Here is a 17,235-nt window from a genome sequence, read left to right as displayed (position 1 = left end):
TTAGTCATTATTCTACAAAATTGTTATATTTTGAAGTCATTTTCTAAAAGTATCCTTTTTCTGATATAATGTAGAAAACTACTGAAGGAAACCACTATGAAACCGATACTTGAAACCATTGATACGCGTTCTGGAACAGCCAGTAAACATGCATTTTCACGAGGAAACACCCTACCCTACACAGGTGTTCCTTTTGGCATGAATTACTTTGTACCCCAGACTAGTGACCAGGAAGGATCTTGGTTCTTTGATCCCCATCTTCCTATCTTTCAGGGTATTCGACTAACTCACCAGCCTAGTCCTTGGATTGGGGACTACTCTTGGTTGCTACTGACTCCTGTTACAGGAGAAATCACTGGCGACACCCTCTTCCATCGTCAGTCTTCCTATAACCTTGATCGTGCTATTTTCAATCCTCATTTTCTAAAGATTTTTTCTGAGCGTTATCAGATTGAAACGCAGCTAAGTCCTACTTGCTACGGGGCTTCTATTCAACTAAGACAGATACAAGGAAAAGCCCTCTCCCTCTATCTTCACGCAGCAGATGAACTGACAGTTGAACAAGTCGATAAGCGAACTCTGGCCCTGAGACAAGAAGGTGAAACCGAAACCAACAAAAGTCCTCTCGTCATGTATACTTCCCTCACATTCTCTACGGATATTCTATCTGTCAAGCAAGTTGGGCAAGACTGGCGTATTGACTTGGCTGAATCGGAAACTCAGATTCAATTGGCCACTTCATTTATTTCCAAAGAACAAGCTTTCTTTAATCTTCCTAAACAGGATTTTACAGAAACAAAAGCAGACGCCAAAAAAAGTTGGGAAGATTTTCTAGGCCGTTTTGATGTCGTGGAAACCGGCTCTGTAGACCGAACATTTTTTGATCATTGTCTATACAGACTCTTTCTCTTCCCGCAAACCTTCTATGAGGTGAGTGAACAGGGAGAAGAGATTCATATAGACCTCGCTTCAGGAACAATTAAACCAGGTCTTCTCTTTACCAATAATGGTTTCTGGGATACCTTCCGCACTTCATTCCCACTCTTTGCCTTGATTATTCCAGAGCACTATCGTCAGTTCCTTGAAGGCTTCCTCAATAGCTACCGCGACACTGGATATCTTCCTAAGTGGCTTGCCCCTGATGAAAGAGGAATGATGCCTGGCACTTTGATTGATGGTCTTCTTGCAGATAGCGCCTGCAAAAACATGGCACCTGAGCTTGAGGAAGAATTTCTCAAAGCCATGATTGAAACTGCTACTAAGGCAGATCCAAAAGCTATCAACGGACGACACGGCCTGGCCCAATACCAAAAGCTAGGATACCTATCCACGGACTTCCATGAAAGTGTCAGTCATACACTGGACTATGCTTACAGTGATTTTTGCATCTCTACCTGCGCAGCAAAATTAGATCAAGAAGAGCTGGCACAAGCCTATGCTCAATATGCTAAGAATTATCAAAACCTATTTGACTCTGAGACGGGTTACATGAGGGCGCGTGATGTAGATGGTAACTTCCGTCCTGACTTTTCTCCTTACAGTTGGGGCCGTGATTATGCTGAGTGTTCAGCCATCCAAGCCAGTCTCGGTGTCTTACACGATATTTCTGGACTTAGTCAACTAATGGGTGGAAAAGAAGCCTTTAGCAACTATCTCTTAAAAGCTTGTCAAAGTATCCCACTCTTTGAAACGACGGGTTATGGATATGAAATTCACGAGATGAGCGAAATGGCAACAGCGCCATTTGGTCAACTAGCCATTTCAAACCAACCAAGTTTCCACATCCCTTATCTGTTCCGCTACAGTAATTATCCCCAATATACCAGTCTCTTAATTAAGACTCTCCGTCAAAAAGCCTTCCGAGCTGGCTGGGATGCTTATCCAGGAGATGAGGATAACGGTAGTTTATCGGCTTGGTATGTCTGGTCTGCCCTTGGACTTTACCCGACCTGCCCAGGAAAAGCAAGCTATGATCTTGGGATTCCGCTCTTTGATCACCTTCGTGTCTATCTTGCAGAAAAAAACCAGTGGTTGGATATTCGTACGCAACAAAATCATGAACACTTCCACTTTGTACAAGACTGCCATCTTGACGGAAAAGAAGTTCAGAGTATTGGTCACCAGGATTTGCTAAACGCCCAATCTCTCGACTTTACCCTCAGCTGGTTACCAAATCACTAATAAGCCAAATCTCTTTGTCATGTACAAAGGGATTTTCTGATTTATACCAAATCCTCCACAAAGTTATCCACAGATTGTGTATAACTTTCAATCAACTTTCAAATTAATTTCATGTACTTCCAAACGATTTCTCTCAACCATTTTTTTGACATCCTAAACTAAAACACCCTCAATATCCTGTCCTATCAGTCTTTATAACTGACTAGCTTAGTACTCAACTCATACATTCTATCTCTTTTTTCTAAACTAACATTTGGAAAACAATTTTTTATTTCACAAAGTTATCCACAAATTGTGTATAACTTTTACTCAAGTACAAACTCCAGCTGATAAATACCCCTACATTTTTTATAGTAAATTTCGGATTTTGTTAGGCGCTTTCAAAAAAACATGATATACTGAAATTAATAGAAAAGGAGACATTATGAAAAAAGATCAACACCAACTTAATTGGCTGATGGTTTCTCTGATTGCCTTCAACATGGTTTGGGGGCTAGGAAACGTCGTCAACAACTATTCTCAACAGGGAATTTCAGTCGTCGTATCTTGGATTTTGATCCTCGCACTCTACTTCATCCCTTATTCCCTCATCGTTGGACAACTGGGTTCTACCTTTAAGGAAAGCGGAAGCGGTGTTAGTGACTGGGTTGAAAAAACATCAACCAAACGTTTAGCTTACTTTGCTGCTTGGACCTACTGGGTTGTGCATATCCCTTATCTCGCACAAAAACCTCAAGGAATTCTAATTCCGCTTGGTTGGGCCTTGCAAGGTAATGGACAATTCCTTAAACAAATCGACATCCACTGGATCGTTATTCTCTGCTTGCTAATCTTTGGACTTTTCCTCTACCTTTCTACAAAAGGATTGGCAACTCTAAAAGTCATTGGTAGCTTAGCGGGAAGTGCTATGTTGATTATGTCTTTACTCTTCGTGCTTTTGGCTGTCGGTCTGCCTTTCATCAAGCCAGATATTCAGTTTGCTACACCACACATGGATCAACTGAGCACCTACATTCCAAACTTTGATTTTTCTTATTTTACAACAATCTCACTACTAGTCTTTGCAGTTGGTGGCTGTGAAAAAATTTCCCCTTATGTGAATCAAACTCGCAACCCTGCAAAAGAATTTCCAAAAGGTATGATTGTCATGGCCATCATGGTGGGGCTCTCTGCTATCCTCGGATCAGTTGCCATGGGAATGCTATTTGATGGCAATAATATCCCTGAAGACCTCATGCGTAATGGTGCTTATCAAGCCTTCCAAATGTTAGGAAATTCTTGGGGAGTTGGAAACCTCTTTGTCGTGATCTACGCTCTTACAAACATGGTCGGACAAATCGCAGCACTTGCCTTCTCTATTGATGCACCATTACAAATCCTTCTCAATAATGCTGATGAGAACTATATCCCAAGCTGGCTTCGTAAACGTACTGAGAAAGGTGTCCTCATTAACGGTTACCTCCTTACAGGCGTCCTCGTTAGTCTTATCATCATACTCCCAATTTTTGGTATTCAGGAAATTGACGGACTTGTAAAATGGATGACCAACCTCAATTCGATCGTAATGCCAATGCGTTACCTCTGGGTATTCCTTGCCTATATGATGCTCAATCGTGCTTGGAAGACATACAAAAATGCCGAATACAAGTTTGTGAATAATCCTAAACTTGGCTTTATTATCGGTACTTGGTGCTTCCTCTTTACTGCCTTTGCTTGTATCCTTGGTATGGTTCCAAAAATTAACTACGCTGAAAATCCAACTGCTTGGCAATTCTCGCTTCTTACAAACATCTTGACCCCAATTATTCTGATTGGATTAGGTGTGATTCTACCAGTACTTGCCAAAAAAGAACAAAAGAAACAAATCAAGTAAGTCTACTACTAGCTAGATTAAATCGCTTTTATCTCTGCTTGCAAGAATTTTATCAGCAAAAATCCCCTTTGAACAGTAACGTTCAAGGGGATTTCTTTTTGTTTAATAGTCTATTTTTTACTTGGCCTCGTACCAAGTCACGCCTTCATTTTCATCAGCAATCAGGGGTACACTGAGTTGAATGGCTTCTTCCATGGTTTGTTTGACGAGTTTTTTTATGGCAGCTAATTCTGACTTAGGCACTTCAAGAACAATTTCATCGTGTACTTGTAGAAGCATCTTAGTCTGATAACCACCCTCTACCAATGCTTTATCTAGTTGAATCATGGCGATTTTGAGAATATCTGCAGCCGATCCTTGAATAGGTGAGTTGATAGCTGTACGCTCTGCAAAACCACGAACGTTAAAGTTACGCGAATTGATATCTGGCAACTCACGACGACGTTTGAAGAGAGTCTCCACATAACCCTTATCACGCGCCTCACGAACCACTTCATCCATGTAATTTTTGATACCAGGGAAGCGTTCAAAGTAAGTGTCGATGTATGCTTTAGCCTCTTTACGGCTGATACCTAGGTTATTGGATAAACCAAAGTCTGAAATTCCGTAAACCACTCCAAAGTTGACAGCCTTGGCATTGCGACGGTCGTTTGGAGTCACATCCTCAGGACGTTCAATTCCAAAGACACGCATGGCTGTCGAGGTATGGATATCAGCTCCCTCTTGGAAGGCCTTGATTAAGTGCTCATCTTTAGAGATATGCGCCAAAACTCGCAACTCAATCTGTGAATAGTCAGAGCTGAGAAGGACACTATCCTCCCACTCTGGCACGAAAGCCTTACGAATGAGGCGACCTTGTTCCAAGCGAACAGGAATATTTTGCAAGTTTGGATCCACACTAGACAGACGCCCTGTCTGAGTCAAATCTTGCACATAGCGCGTGTGAATCTTGCCATCCGCTAAAATCCAATCCTGCAAACCAATCACATAAGTCGATTGAATCTTAGCAATCTGACGATAATCTAAAATTTTCTTGACGATTGGGGCAATCGGAGCTAGGCGCTCTAACACATCCACTGCTGTTGAGTAACCTGTCTTGGTTTTCTTGGTGTATTCTATAGGGAGGCCTAGCTTTTCAAAAAGCAATTCGCCCAACTGCTTAGGCGAGTTGATGTTAAACTCCTCACCAGCTAGGTCATAAATCTCTTGCGTCAACTTTTCGATGACGAGCTCATTTTCAGCCTGCATCTCGAGCAATGTTTCTTTTTTTACCTTGATCCCAGCAATTTCCATCTTAGCAAGGACAAAAGCCAGAGGCTGCTCCATGTCATAAAGGAGATCTAATTGCCCATTTTCGCTTAACTTGTCAAGTAGAACAGGCTCTGTCTCAACCAATACAGCAACCTTATGAGCTAAGTGTTCCAAGAATTTCTCTCGCTCAGGGATAGCTTTCTTGACACCCTTGCCGTAGAAAGTTTCATCATCGACTAAGTAAGTTTGACCATAGAGACTAGCAATAGTTGAAATTTCATTATTCTCGACAGTAGAGAGAAGGTATTTGGCCAAACGACTGTCAAAAGCAGGAGCCTGCAAGTCCAAACCAAAGCGATTTAAGAGGACTTTTGCTTTCTTAAAGTCGTATACTTTCAGAGGTGTTTTTTCTAGAAAATCCTTAAGAATCGGCTCCTGCAGAAGTTCCAGCTTATCTGTAGCATAGAGTTTGTCTCCGCAAGACCAGGCAAAGCCAATCAAGTCATCTGTATGGTAGTTTTCTCCAAAGAGTTCAAAGTGGAAGATGGAGTCCGCACTTAGCATATCTTGACTGAATTTGTCAACCATAGTAAAGTCCAAACTCTCAGCCACATCAGCTGATGATACATTTAAAGCCTGCTTGAGCTGTTTGAAGCCCATCTCATCGTAGAATTTCCCGAGATTTTCCACATCTGGACCACTATAAACCAAATCATCTAGGCCGATTTCAATCGGTGCTTTCGTATCAATCGTCGCCAGTGTTTTAGACAGAAAGGCTTGCTCCTTATCATTGATGAGATTTTCCTTCATCTTAGAAGCCTTCATACTATCGATGTTTTCATAAATACCTTCGAGCGAGCCATGTTCTAACAAGAGCTTGATACCAGTCTTTTCACCAATCTTGGTTACGCCAGGGATATTATCTGACTTATCTCCCATGAGGGCTTTAAGATCAATGAACTGAGCAGGTGTGATGCCCATCTTTTCCATGAGATATTCTGGTGTAAATGCCTCAAACTCAGCTACACCTTTCTTAGAAATCTCAACCACTGTATGTTCATCTGTCAACTGGATCAAGTCCTTGTCTCCACTGACGATAGTTACATCAAAAGCATCCTTTTCAGCCAAACGACCAAGAGTTCCAATGATATCATCTGCTTCATACTGGGCCAACTCATAATGACGAATTCCCAGATGGTCTAGCAACTCACGAATAAAAGGAAATTGCTCACGAAACTCATCCGGAGTCTTAGCACGACCACCCTTATAATCTGCATACATCTCTGTACGGAAAGTCGTCTTCCCCGCATCAAAAGCAACCAAGATATGACTCGGTTGAACACGCTCCAACAGGTGATTTAGCATCAAATGAAAACCGTAGATTGCATTGGTATGTAGTCCATTGTCATTTTTAAAACGATCCAGTTGCTGGTAAAGTGCAAAGAATGCCCGAAAAGCAACTGAAGATCCGTCAATTAGTAATAATTTTTTCTTGTCCATACACCCATTATAAAGGAAAGCAGGGAAAAATACCATTAGGAAGAGCCCAAATACTGAATAACACTTATGATGCTGGATTTTCTACTCGTGCACCACTGCTATCAACTTGGAAACCATCGATAGTCGTATTGACTGCTAAAGCTCCCGATGCATTCACATAGTAATATTTCCCTGAAACCTGAAACCACTGGCTAGCCTTCATAGCACCTGAGCTTTCAAGATAGTACCATGTTCCATTATCCTTTAACCAGCCTGTCTGCATTTCGCCAGACGACTTCAGATAATACCACTTAGAACCATCTTTTAACCAGCCTGTCGTCATTGTACCATCAGCTTGCAAATGATACCAGTTTCCATTAATCTTCTTCCAACCGACTGCTTTCTGACCATTTTCATAATAATACCAAACAGTTCCTTCTTTTTCCCAACCATTTTTAGAGCTACTTGTTTTAGTTAAGGGGATATAACGTCTGTTCCCGCTTCGTGAAATATAACTAATCCATTTATGCCCATCTTTTTCAAGAGTTTGATCATAATGCACACTTTCTCCCGCATAGTAATAATCGATAATCGTTGCTGTTAGTGATGGCTGATCCATAATGGCTGCTTTTTCTGTAAAAATATGTGTCCCACTAGATACGAGTGATAACTGATAATTTCCTGAGCTAGTATTCCCCACATCTTTAAAATGAATGAATCCAGTCATAGAATTGGCCTTTACCGTTCGTCGATTGTACCTTTCTCTGACTCCATAATTGTATTCTTCAATTTCAATCATATCACCAAAAACATTGGATACCCAAGCGACATGACCATACTGTCCACTCGTATCCCAAGCGATAGAACCAATTGCTGGGCGCTGATCTACGCGATAACCTTCTCGTTTAGCACGATATCCCCATTCATTAGCATTTCCATAAGCCGCCGGAATTTCAAAACCATTGACATTACTCAAACGAAAGGCTGCAAAAGAAGTACACTGACGAGAATACATGCGCCATTTATCAATCTCCTGACTCCCATTTTTATAATAATAGGGATAATCATCTCCACGTGCTAGTGATCCACCATTTACCTGATTAGCATGAACAGCTCCTCCACCAAACAAAAAAGCTCCTGCTAGTAATAGTGAAGCTGATCCTACAGCTGTCTTTCTGAGAAAAGTTCCCTTTTTATGTCCTGCTTTAGTAAATGTCATTCATTCTCCTTCAAATAATTAGATTTTTGAGGTTGACCTCATCTATATCATTCGAAAGAAAAAGAAAAAAGTGAGAAACTTCCCACTTTCATGAATATCCTTAATCTAAATAATGAATTAAGTTCTTTTCTGTTAAAATATCTGAATAGGTGAAAGATTCAACATAGACGTTTGCCTGTTTGTCTCCTTCAACATTTCCAAACTCAACGATGAAGAGCGATGGATAAACCTCAATTAGTTTTCCCAAACGATTTTTTTGGCGTTTACGACCATTTTCTAAGGTCATTTCTACCACTTGTCCCTCATGCGCCTTAATTTCTTCTTTGATTTTTTTCATTTTAGCCACATCTGTAAATGCGTCTGTCATCTTGCTTCCTCCATCTTCGAAATACTTGAAAATTTATTATATTCTTTTTGGAAAATCAATTCTACCGTTCCGCGAGCACCGCTACGGTTTTTCTCGATAATCACTTCTACTTTATTATTTGGAATGCCTTCCTCCTCTTCACCACCGCGCTCATAATAGTCATCACGATAGAGAAAGGCTACGATATCAGCATCCTGCTCAATAGATCCAGATTCACGAATATCAGACAAAACTGGTCTCTTATCTTGACGTTGCTCTACACCACGAGAAAGCTGACTAAGAGCTATAACTGGAACTTTGAGTTCTTTTGCTAGGATTTTCAACTGACGGGAAATCTCAGATACTTCTTGTTGACGATTTTCTCGACCAGTCCCTGTAATCAGCTGAAGATAGTCAATCAAAATCAAGCCTAGATTACCTGTTTCCTGAGCCAGTTTACGGGAACGAGAGCGAATTTCTGTGATCCGAATCCCTGGTGTATCATCAATGTAGATACTTGCATTAGCCAGATTACCCTGAGCAATCGTATACTTGCGCCATTCTTCCTCAGTCAATTGCCCTGTACGGATAGAATGCGACTCTACCAAGCCTTCCGCAGCCAGCATACGATCGACCAAACTTTCAGCACCCATTTCCAGAGAGAAAATAGCAACTGTCTTGTCTAATTTGGTTCCGATATTTTGCGCAATATTCAAAGCAAAGGCTGTCTTACCAACCGCAGGACGAGCTGCCAAAATAATCAATTCTTCCTCATGCAGACCTGTCGTCATGTGATCTAAATCTCGATAACCTGTCGCAATACCCGTGATATCTGAAGTCTGTTGCGAACGAGCTTCTAAATTCCCAAAGTTGATATTCAATACATCGCGAATATTTTTAAAGCCATTTCGATTGGCATTCTCACTAACGTCAATCAAGCCTTTTTCTGCACGAGCGATAATTTCGTCCGCAGGTTGAGAAGCTTCATAGGCTAGGTTTACAGACTCTGTCAACTTAGCAATTAGACGTCGAAGCATAGCCTTTTCTGCTACAATTTTAGCATAGTATTCCGCATTGGCAGAGGTTGGCACCGAATTGACAATCTCAACCAGATAAGACAAGCCTCCAATAGTTTGTAAATCACCCTGACTATCTAGTATCGTCCGAACTGTGGTTGCATCAATAGCATCTCCACGATCAGATAAATCAACCATAGCCTGAAAAATCAAACGGTGAGCATACTTAAAGAAGTCCTGTGAATCGATATATTCTCGGACAAAAACGAGTTTAGTCTCATCAATAAAAATGGCTCCTAAAACAGATTGTTCTGCCAGGATATCTTGAGGCTGAACACGCAGTTCTTCAACTTCTGCCATCAGACTTTCCTTCCTTTTACAATATTGTCAACCAATCGTAAATTAAGCTTCCTTGACTCGAAGATTGATTACACTTGTTACATCTTGATAAATCTTAACCGGAACATCAATCAAACCAACTGCTCGGATTGGTGATTGAACTTGAATGTGGCGTTTATCAATTTTAATACCAAATTGTTTTTGCAATTCTTCTGCAATTTTCTTGTTGGTAATAGATCCAAAAGTTCGTCCATCTGGACCAACTTTTTCAACAAATTCAACGATTGTTTCTTCTGCTTCCAGTTTTGCTTTAATTTCCTTCGCTTCTGCAAGCATCTCTGCATGTGCTTTTTCTTCTGATTTTTGCTTACCACGCAACTCACCAATAGCTTGAGCGGTAGCTTCCTTAGCAAGGTTTTTCTTAATTAAAAAGTTTTGTGCATATCCAGTTGGCACTTCCTTAATTTCACCTTTTTTCCCTTTACCTTTAACATCTGCTAAAAAGATTACTTTCATTCTTCTGACTCCTTTTCTTTTGTTTCATTAAAAATAACTGTTTTCAGTTTATCTCCTGCTTCTTGCAGGCTCATATCTGTCAACCGCGCTGCAGCTAAGTTAAAGTGACCACCGCCACCTAACTCTTCCATAATTCGCTGGACATTGATCTTACTTCTGCTTCGCGCAGAAATGGAGATTGCTCCTTGACTATTCTTAGCAAGTACAAAGCTGGCCTCTATACCAGACATGGCAAGCATAGCATCAGCAGCCTTACTAATAACAACCGTATCGTACTCTTTATCCTCCAAAGCTTGAGCAACCAGGATTGATGGCTGTACCATTTGCCCCTGCAAAATGAGTTCATTTACCAATCGATATTCTTCAAAATCAGTAGCTGAAATTTCCTGAATGACAATGCTATCACTCCCTCTCGTTCTGAGATAACTTGCAACATCAAAAGTTCGACTAGTTACCCGAGAGGTGAAATTTTTAGTATCCAACATCATTCCCCCCATAAGAACACTAGCCTGAATACGACTCAAACGTTTCTTCTTAGAGTTTTGAAATTGAATCAATTCTGTTACTAGTTCACTAGCACTACTAGCTCCACTCTCGATATAGGTAATGACCGAATTATCTGGAAAATCTTGGTCACGACGATGATGGTCAATGACAATCGTCTGGGTAAACAAGTCATAAAACTCTTTGGATAATGTTAAAGCTGTCTTAGAATGGTCAACCATCACCAGTAAGGAGCGTTTGGTAACCATTGTCATCGCTTGATTTAAAGGAAGAAGTTTTGAAACACCCTCATCTTCCAAATAATTGACCGCTCGAGCGATATCTGGAGACAGCTGTGTAGGATCATAAACCACATAACTATCTTCTAGTACATTACTCGAAAACAACTGCATTCCAACTGCTGAACCAAGAGCATCCATATCAAGATTCTTGTGACCAACAACAAAAACTCGATCGACACTTTTAAGTTTATCTGAGATAGCTGTCATCATAGCACGAGTTCGTGTCCGAGTTCGTTTAACAGATGCTGCTGAACCACCTCCAAAGTAGATTGGATTTTTGGTTTCATCATTCTCTTTTACAACTACTTGGTCACCACCACGAACTTCCGCTAAGTTGAGATTGAGGAGAGCAACCTTCCCAATCTGGTCATGATTCCCATCACCATAGGAAACTCCTATACTCATCGTTAGTGGCAAATTTCGTTGCTTAGCTTCCTCACGAAAGGTATCAATCACAGAAAATTTATCCTGCATCAAGTGATCAAGTACGGTATAGTCCGTAAATAAATAGAAGCGATCCATGCTCACTCTACGAGAAAACATGGCATGTTTTGTACTAAATTCTGAAACAAAATTTGCAACAAAGCTATTAATATGACTAATGTCTGATTCAGACGTTTCATTTTCCAAATCATCATAGTTATCAACTGAGATAATCCCGATTACCGGTCTACTTGTCACAAGCTCAGCAGTAGCCTCATACTCACCAGAAACATCAAAAAAGTATAAGACACCTGAATTTCTATCTAAATGCACTGCATATCGTTTCTCCCCAACAATGGCATAAGCCCCTGGAGTAGAAATCGAACTCTTTAAAATCTTTTGAAATTGAGGAAAATCAATTTCTCCATCCTCAGTTGTTAAAATTAATTCCGCATAGGGATTGAACCATTCAATCTCACTGCTGTTCATGTTTAATTTAACAACTCCGACAGGCATTTGCTCTAGGAGGGCACTCAAACTATCAGTAGCCTGATGATTGACATACTGGATTTGCTCGATATCTGTTTTTTTGTAATATTTTTTCTGGAAATTAAATAGCAAAACATAGAATACAATAAATAAAAATAGACTTGCTATAGTGATCAGATTATCCTTTACTAATACAATCAAAATGGTCATAATCGTAAAGGTTACCATAGCAATCAGATACATAAAAAAGGGATTTATTTCATTTTTTTTCATTACAAACCTCTTGCGCATTATTATACCACAAATGTAGCCAAAAAGCGACTTTTAAAGAGGGAACCCTATATTCAGATAATCGTAAAATATCCAAACTAAAAAGTGGTTTACACTAGTGTAAACCACCTTTACAGACTAATTTTTTTGATTATTTAACTTCTAGAAGACCAATGTCTCCATCTTCACGACGATAAATAACATTTGTTGTTTCATCTTCAACATCTACATAGATGAAGAAGTCATGTCCCAATAAATCCATCTGTAAGATAGCTTCTTCCAAATCCATTGGTTTCAAATCAATTTGTTTTGAACGAACAACTTTTGGTTGTGCTACATCTAAGTCCTCAACTAAAGCATCTGTAAAGAGTTGACTTGTAGATACTTTATTTCTGTTCTTACGTTCAATTTTAGTTTTGTTTTTACGAATCTGACGTTCAATCTTATCTGTCACCAAATCAATAGAACCGTACATATCTTGAGAAATATCTTCTGCACGAAGAGTAATAGATCCAAGCGGAATGGTTACTTCAACTTTAGCAGTCTTTTCACGGTAAACTTTCAAGTTAACACGCGCATCCAATTCTTGGTCTGCTTGGAAGTATTTTTCGATCTTTTCGAGTTTAGAAACTACATAATCACGAATTGCTTCTGTTACTTCTAGGTTTTCACCACGGATACTATATTTAATCATATAAGTACCTTCTTTCTAAACATATTTGTTTTTCTAATTATATTATAACGCTTTCATATTTTTTTTGCAAACTTTTTCCTCATCTTGCGAGGGAAAAAGTTTTAATATTCTGACAACCAGCTTCTAATAGCATACTTTTAAGACGATTCAAGGTAGTTCCAGTTGTATAAATATCATCAAAGAGTAAGATATTTTCTGGGAGCTTCACTCCCTCTTTCAATAAAAAAGGAAAGTCTGTAAGTAAACGATCTGCTCGATTTTTTGAAGAACTAGCCTCCACTTCTTTTTTAACCAAAATATCCAGATATGCTAACCCAGTATCCTTTATCAAACCTTCAACTTGATTAAAACCTCTGCTTTTTAAACGCTGGTCACTCAGAGGAACAATCACAATCTGATAGTTCTTATACTTCTTTAACTCTTTTTGCAATGTCTCAGAAAATACCTTTCTAAGAAGATAATCACCATCAAATTTGTAGCGACTAAAATATTCTTTCATGACCTGATTATAGGAATAAAGAGCTACATGATCAACCTTTACACCTTTTTTACACCAAAATTGACAATCTTGACAGATGATTGACATTCCTTTTTTAAAACAAGTAGGACAATGATTACCACCGATACTCTCGAAAGACGAAATACAGGATTCACAGACTATTTCCTCCTCCTTTTTAAAACAGAGCAGGTTAGTAAAGGTTATCTCTGTTTGCAAGCTTTTACCACACAATAAACACTTCATACTCCTGCCTCCTGATTCATTTGTTTAATCTCCTTTATGGCTTTCTTAATGGACAGATTGAGTCCGTCATGGAAAAATATCAGTTCTCCAGTAGGACGATCCATGCTTCTTCCAACTCGCCCACCAATTTGTACTAAACTTGACTTGGTAAAGAGTTGATGATTGGCTTCCACCACAAAAACATCTACACGAGGGAAGGTAACTCCACGCTCTAATATAGTTGTGCTTATTAATATCGTTAAGTCTCCATCTCGAAAGGCTTGTACCTGCTCTAATCGGTCTGCTGTGATTGAAGATACAAATCCTATTTTCTCATTTGGAAACTTCTTCTGCAAAATTTCTTTTAGCTTTTCTCCCTTTTTAATCTCAGAGGCAAAGATTAGTAAGGGATAGGCCGTCTTTCTCTGTTTCTCGATGTAAAGTTTTAATTTTGGAGGTAAGCCATTTTTTTCTAAATATCTATTAAAATGCGATAACCAGATTGGCTTGGGAACAATGAGAGGATTTCCATGAAAGCGACGTGGCAAACTGAGACGCTTTAACTCCCCTTGTTTAACTTTTCTGTCTAACTCATCTGTTGACGTTGCTGTTAAAAAGATTCTCAGCCCATTCTCCTTTACACTATTCTTGACAGCATGGTAAAGCGTGGGATTATCAACATAAGGAAAGGCATCTACTTCATCCACTATCAGTAAATCAAAAGCTTGATAAAATTTTAATAGTTGGTGAGTGGTTGCTACAACTAAAGGTGTACGAAAATAGGGATCCGACTCCCCATGTAGTAGTGAAATCTCACATGCAAAATCATTTTGTAATCGTTTATGGAGCTCTAGGCAAACATCAATTCGTGGACTGGCCAGACAAACAGCTCCACCCTGATTTATCACCTTAGCGACAACTTGGTAGATCATCTCTGTCTTACCAGCTCCTGTCACTGCATGTACCAAGGTGGCCTCCTTCTTATCTACCGCCTGAAGGAGTCCTTGTGATACCCGCTCTTGAAATGGAGTCAGTTGACCTGACCATTTGAGTACATCTTGCTTGGGAAAACATTCTTGCGGAAAGTAATAGAGTTTTTGATCACTTCTTATTCGCTTCATAATCAAGCATTCTCGACAATAAAAAGCACCAACAGGCAAATGCCATTCTTCTTTTATCTGACTACCACAACGCTGACAATATTGTTGGCCCTTCTCTTTTTTTATGGATGGAATTTGTTTTGCTCGTTGTCTCTCCTCAAGACTTAATTCTTGTTCCGTAAAAAGGCGACCGAGGTAATTTGGATTGACTTTCATATTTCTTTATTCGTAAAATGTAGAACTTTACGCTATTTTTTAGTACAATAAAAATATGGAATACAGAACTATAAAAGAGGACGGACAAGTCCAAGAAGAAATCAAAAAATCACGCTTTATCTGTCATGCCAAACGTGTCTATAGTGAGGAAGAGGCTCGTGATTTTATCACAACTATTAAAAAAGAACACTATAAAGCTACCCACAACTGCTCTGCTTTTATTGTCGGTGAGCGTAGTGAAATCAAGCGAACTAGTGATGATGGAGAACCTAGTGGGACTGCTGGCGTTCCTATGCTAGGAGTTCTGGAGAATCACAACCTTACTAATGTCTGTGTGGTAGTTACTCGTTATTTTGGTGGTATCAAACTAGGAGCTGGTGGTTTGATTCGCGCTTATGCTGGTAGTGTTGCCCTAGCAGTTAAGGAAATTGGCATTATTGAAATCAAAGAGCAAGCAGGGATACAGATTCACATGACCTATGCCCAGTATCAAGAATATGGGAATTTTCTTAAAGAGCATAATCTCATAGAATTAGAGACAAACTTTACAGATCAAGTTGACACGATGATTTTCATTGATAAAGAAAAGAAAGACGGTATCAAGGCTGATCTCATTGAATTTTTCAATGGAAAAGTTACTCTAACTGACAAAGGTTTACGTGAAGTTGAAGTACCTGTAAACCTATCATAAAGAAAGGAAATATCATATGGCTTTTGGAAGATTAATTCAGGGACTGGCTGGAAACTTCAGTGAGCAAAGTAAAGAAGCTCTTACCAAAGAATTTGAACAGTATTTATTGGACAAGGAGGAAATTCAAAGCGGATATAAACTCATTCGTGATTCAATTATCTTTACTAATATCCGTATCATCTTTACAGATAAACAAGGGGCAACTGGACGAAAGATGTCTATCAAATCAATTTTCCTCATGAACATCGTCAATGTTGAGATGGAAACTGCTGGACTTGGGATTGATGATAGCGAGATTACGATTACTTATTTAGAAAATGCCTTTTTAAAATCTCACAATGAGCATTTTAATTCTCACAAATTTGAATTTCCAAAGAAAACTGATATTGTACCTCTTTACACCTATTTATTTGACTTAGCTTATCATAATCGTTTGAATATGAATGGTTTGAATCACTGATATAAAAAAATCCTATCACTCCGATAGGATTTCTATATTTTACAAAAGTTAAAGTTAGCGTTATACTAGTAGCATCTTATATAAAGAGGTGCTAATATGGCAATTTATAACAATATCACAGAACTCATCGGTAGAACACCGATTATTAAATTGAATAACATTGTACCAGAAGGTGCAGCAGATGTTTATGTAAAACTTGAAGCTTTTAACCCAGGATCGTCCGTTAAGGACCGTATCGCCCTAAGTATGATTGAAAAAGCAGAACAAGAAGGTAAACTTAAACCAGGTTCTACTATTGTGGAAGCAACAAGTGGAAATACTGGTATCGGACTTTCATGGGTTGGTGCTGCTAAAGGCTATAAAGTTGTTATCGTTATGCCTGAAACCATGAGTGTTGAACGTCGTAAAATTATCCAAGCTTATGGAGCTGAACTAGTCCTCACTCCTGGTAGCGAAGGAATGAAAGGTGCGATTGCAAAAGCGCAAGAAATTGCTGCTGAGCGTGATGGTTTCCTACCATTACAGTTTATTAACCAAGCTAACCCAGAAGTTCACGAAAGAACAACAGGAGCTGAAATTCTAGCTGATTTCGGAGCTGATGGTTTAGATGCCTTTGTTGCTGGTGTTGGTACTGGAGGAACTATTTCTGGTGTTTCTCATGCTCTTAAAACTGCTAACTCAAACATTCAAGTTTTTGCTGTTGAGGCAGACGAGTCAGCTATCTTGTCTGGTGAAAAGCCAGGTCCTCACAAAATTCAAGGTATCTCTGCTGGATTCATTCCAGATACACTTGATACAAAAGCTTACGATGGTATCGTTCGTGTAACATCAGATAACGCTCTTGCACTTGGCCGTGAAATCGGTGGAAAAGAAGGATTCTTAGTCGGTATTTCTTCTGCAGCAGCTATCTATGCAGCAATTGAAGTCGCTAAAAAACTTGGAGCAGGTAAAAAAGTCCTTGCGCTTGCACCAGATAACGGAGAACGTTACCTATCTACAGCACTCTATGAATTCGAAGTGTAGTCTCCTAAATACACTAAGCCCTTGTATGGGGCTTTTTGTTTACCTTTTAATACTCAATGAAAATCAAAGAGCAAACTAGGAAGCTAGCCGCAGGCTGTACTTGAGTACGGCAAGGCGAAGCTGACGTGGTTTGATTTTGATTT

Annotated in this window: 14 protein-coding genes; 5 read left to right on the top strand and 9 right to left on the bottom strand. The window is 39.4% G+C overall.

Annotated elements, in window-relative coordinates; translation table 11 throughout:
• Window positions 1-96: 96 nt before the first annotated feature.
• Both QM406_RS03895 and QM406_RS03890 read left to right on the top strand, forming a co-directional pair.
• The gene (locus tag QM406_RS03895) at window positions 97-2,181 is read left to right on the top strand and encodes a GH92 family glycosyl hydrolase (protein ID WP_414273474.1); all 2,085 of its coding nucleotides are present in this window, start codon (window positions 97-99) and stop codon (window positions 2,179-2,181) included.
• Window positions 2,182-2,605: 424 nt separating this feature from the next.
• Window positions 2,606-4,054, top strand: coding sequence for an APC family permease (locus tag QM406_RS03890; protein ID WP_223140384.1), 1,449 nt, complete (start codon window positions 2,606-2,608; stop codon window positions 4,052-4,054).
• Between the two features lie 117 nt (window positions 4,055-4,171).
• On the opposite strand, the gene polA is transcribed toward QM406_RS03890, so the two are convergent.
• The 9 genes from polA to QM406_RS03845 form a co-directional block, all read right to left on the bottom strand.
• Window positions 4,172-6,805, bottom strand: a complete 2,634-nt coding sequence (gene polA, locus QM406_RS03885; protein ID WP_414273473.1) for a DNA polymerase I — start codon at window positions 6,803-6,805, stop codon at window positions 4,172-4,174.
• A gap of 64 nt (window positions 6,806-6,869) precedes the next feature.
• Window positions 6,870-8,003 (bottom strand): N-acetylmuramoyl-L-alanine amidase family protein, encoded by a 1,134-nt coding sequence (locus QM406_RS03880; RefSeq protein WP_371608095.1) that lies wholly within the window; start codon window positions 8,001-8,003, stop codon window positions 6,870-6,872.
• Between the two features lie 100 nt (window positions 8,004-8,103).
• Window positions 8,104-8,370, bottom strand: coding sequence for a Veg family protein (locus QM406_RS03875; protein ID WP_000128621.1), 267 nt, complete (start codon window positions 8,368-8,370; stop codon window positions 8,104-8,106).
• Window positions 8,367-9,725, bottom strand: coding sequence for a replicative DNA helicase (gene dnaB / locus QM406_RS03870; RefSeq protein ID WP_049548884.1), 1,359 nt, complete (start codon window positions 9,723-9,725; stop codon window positions 8,367-8,369). Before dnaB ends, QM406_RS03875 begins: the two co-directional genes overlap by 4 nt.
• A 42-nt stretch (window positions 9,726-9,767) precedes the next feature.
• Entirely contained in the window at window positions 9,768-10,220 is a 453-nt protein-coding gene (rplI, locus tag QM406_RS03865) for a 50S ribosomal protein L9 (RefSeq protein WP_000864204.1), read from the bottom strand.
• Window positions 10,217-12,190 (bottom strand): DHH family phosphoesterase, encoded by a 1,974-nt coding sequence (locus QM406_RS03860; protein WP_414273472.1) that lies wholly within the window; start codon window positions 12,188-12,190, stop codon window positions 10,217-10,219. Before QM406_RS03860 ends, rplI begins: the two co-directional genes overlap by 4 nt.
• A gap of 148 nt (window positions 12,191-12,338) precedes the next feature.
• Entirely contained in the window at window positions 12,339-12,881 is a 543-nt protein-coding gene (hpf, locus tag QM406_RS03855) for a ribosome hibernation-promoting factor, HPF/YfiA family (RefSeq protein ID WP_045762429.1), read from the bottom strand.
• Window positions 12,882-12,960: 79 nt separating this feature from the next.
• Window positions 12,961-13,623, bottom strand: coding sequence for a ComF family protein (locus tag QM406_RS03850; protein WP_414273471.1), 663 nt, complete (start codon window positions 13,621-13,623; stop codon window positions 12,961-12,963).
• Window positions 13,620-14,918, bottom strand: a complete 1,299-nt coding sequence (locus QM406_RS03845) for a DEAD/DEAH box helicase (RefSeq protein WP_414273470.1) — start codon at window positions 14,916-14,918, stop codon at window positions 13,620-13,622. The genes QM406_RS03850 and QM406_RS03845 overlap by 4 nt, the downstream gene beginning before the upstream one ends.
• 55 nt (window positions 14,919-14,973) lie before the next feature.
• On the opposite strand from QM406_RS03845, the gene QM406_RS03840 reads away from it, so the two are divergent.
• The 3 genes from QM406_RS03840 (at window position 14,974) to cysK (ending at window position 17,092) form a co-directional block, all read left to right on the top strand.
• Window positions 14,974-15,609 carry a YigZ family protein gene (locus QM406_RS03840; RefSeq protein WP_049526161.1) on the top strand — a complete coding sequence of 212 codons (636 nt, stop codon included), beginning with the start codon at window positions 14,974-14,976 and terminating at the stop codon, window positions 15,607-15,609.
• A gap of 16 nt (window positions 15,610-15,625) precedes the next feature.
• Window positions 15,626-16,069, top strand: a complete 444-nt coding sequence (locus QM406_RS03835; protein ID WP_075231032.1) for a PH domain-containing protein — start codon at window positions 15,626-15,628, stop codon at window positions 16,067-16,069.
• A 96-nt stretch (window positions 16,070-16,165) separates the two neighbouring features.
• Window positions 16,166-17,092, top strand: a complete 927-nt coding sequence (gene cysK, locus QM406_RS03830) for a cysteine synthase A (RefSeq protein ID WP_414273469.1) — start codon at window positions 16,166-16,168, stop codon at window positions 17,090-17,092.
• Window positions 17,093-17,235 lie beyond the last annotated feature (143 nt).

Source organism: Streptococcus infantis, from assembly GCF_047465035.1.
Classification (GTDB): domain Bacteria; phylum Bacillota; class Bacilli; order Lactobacillales; family Streptococcaceae; genus Streptococcus; species Streptococcus infantis_T.
Note: the sequence above shows the minus strand (reverse complement) of the source record. Positions and strands in the feature narration are given on the sequence as shown.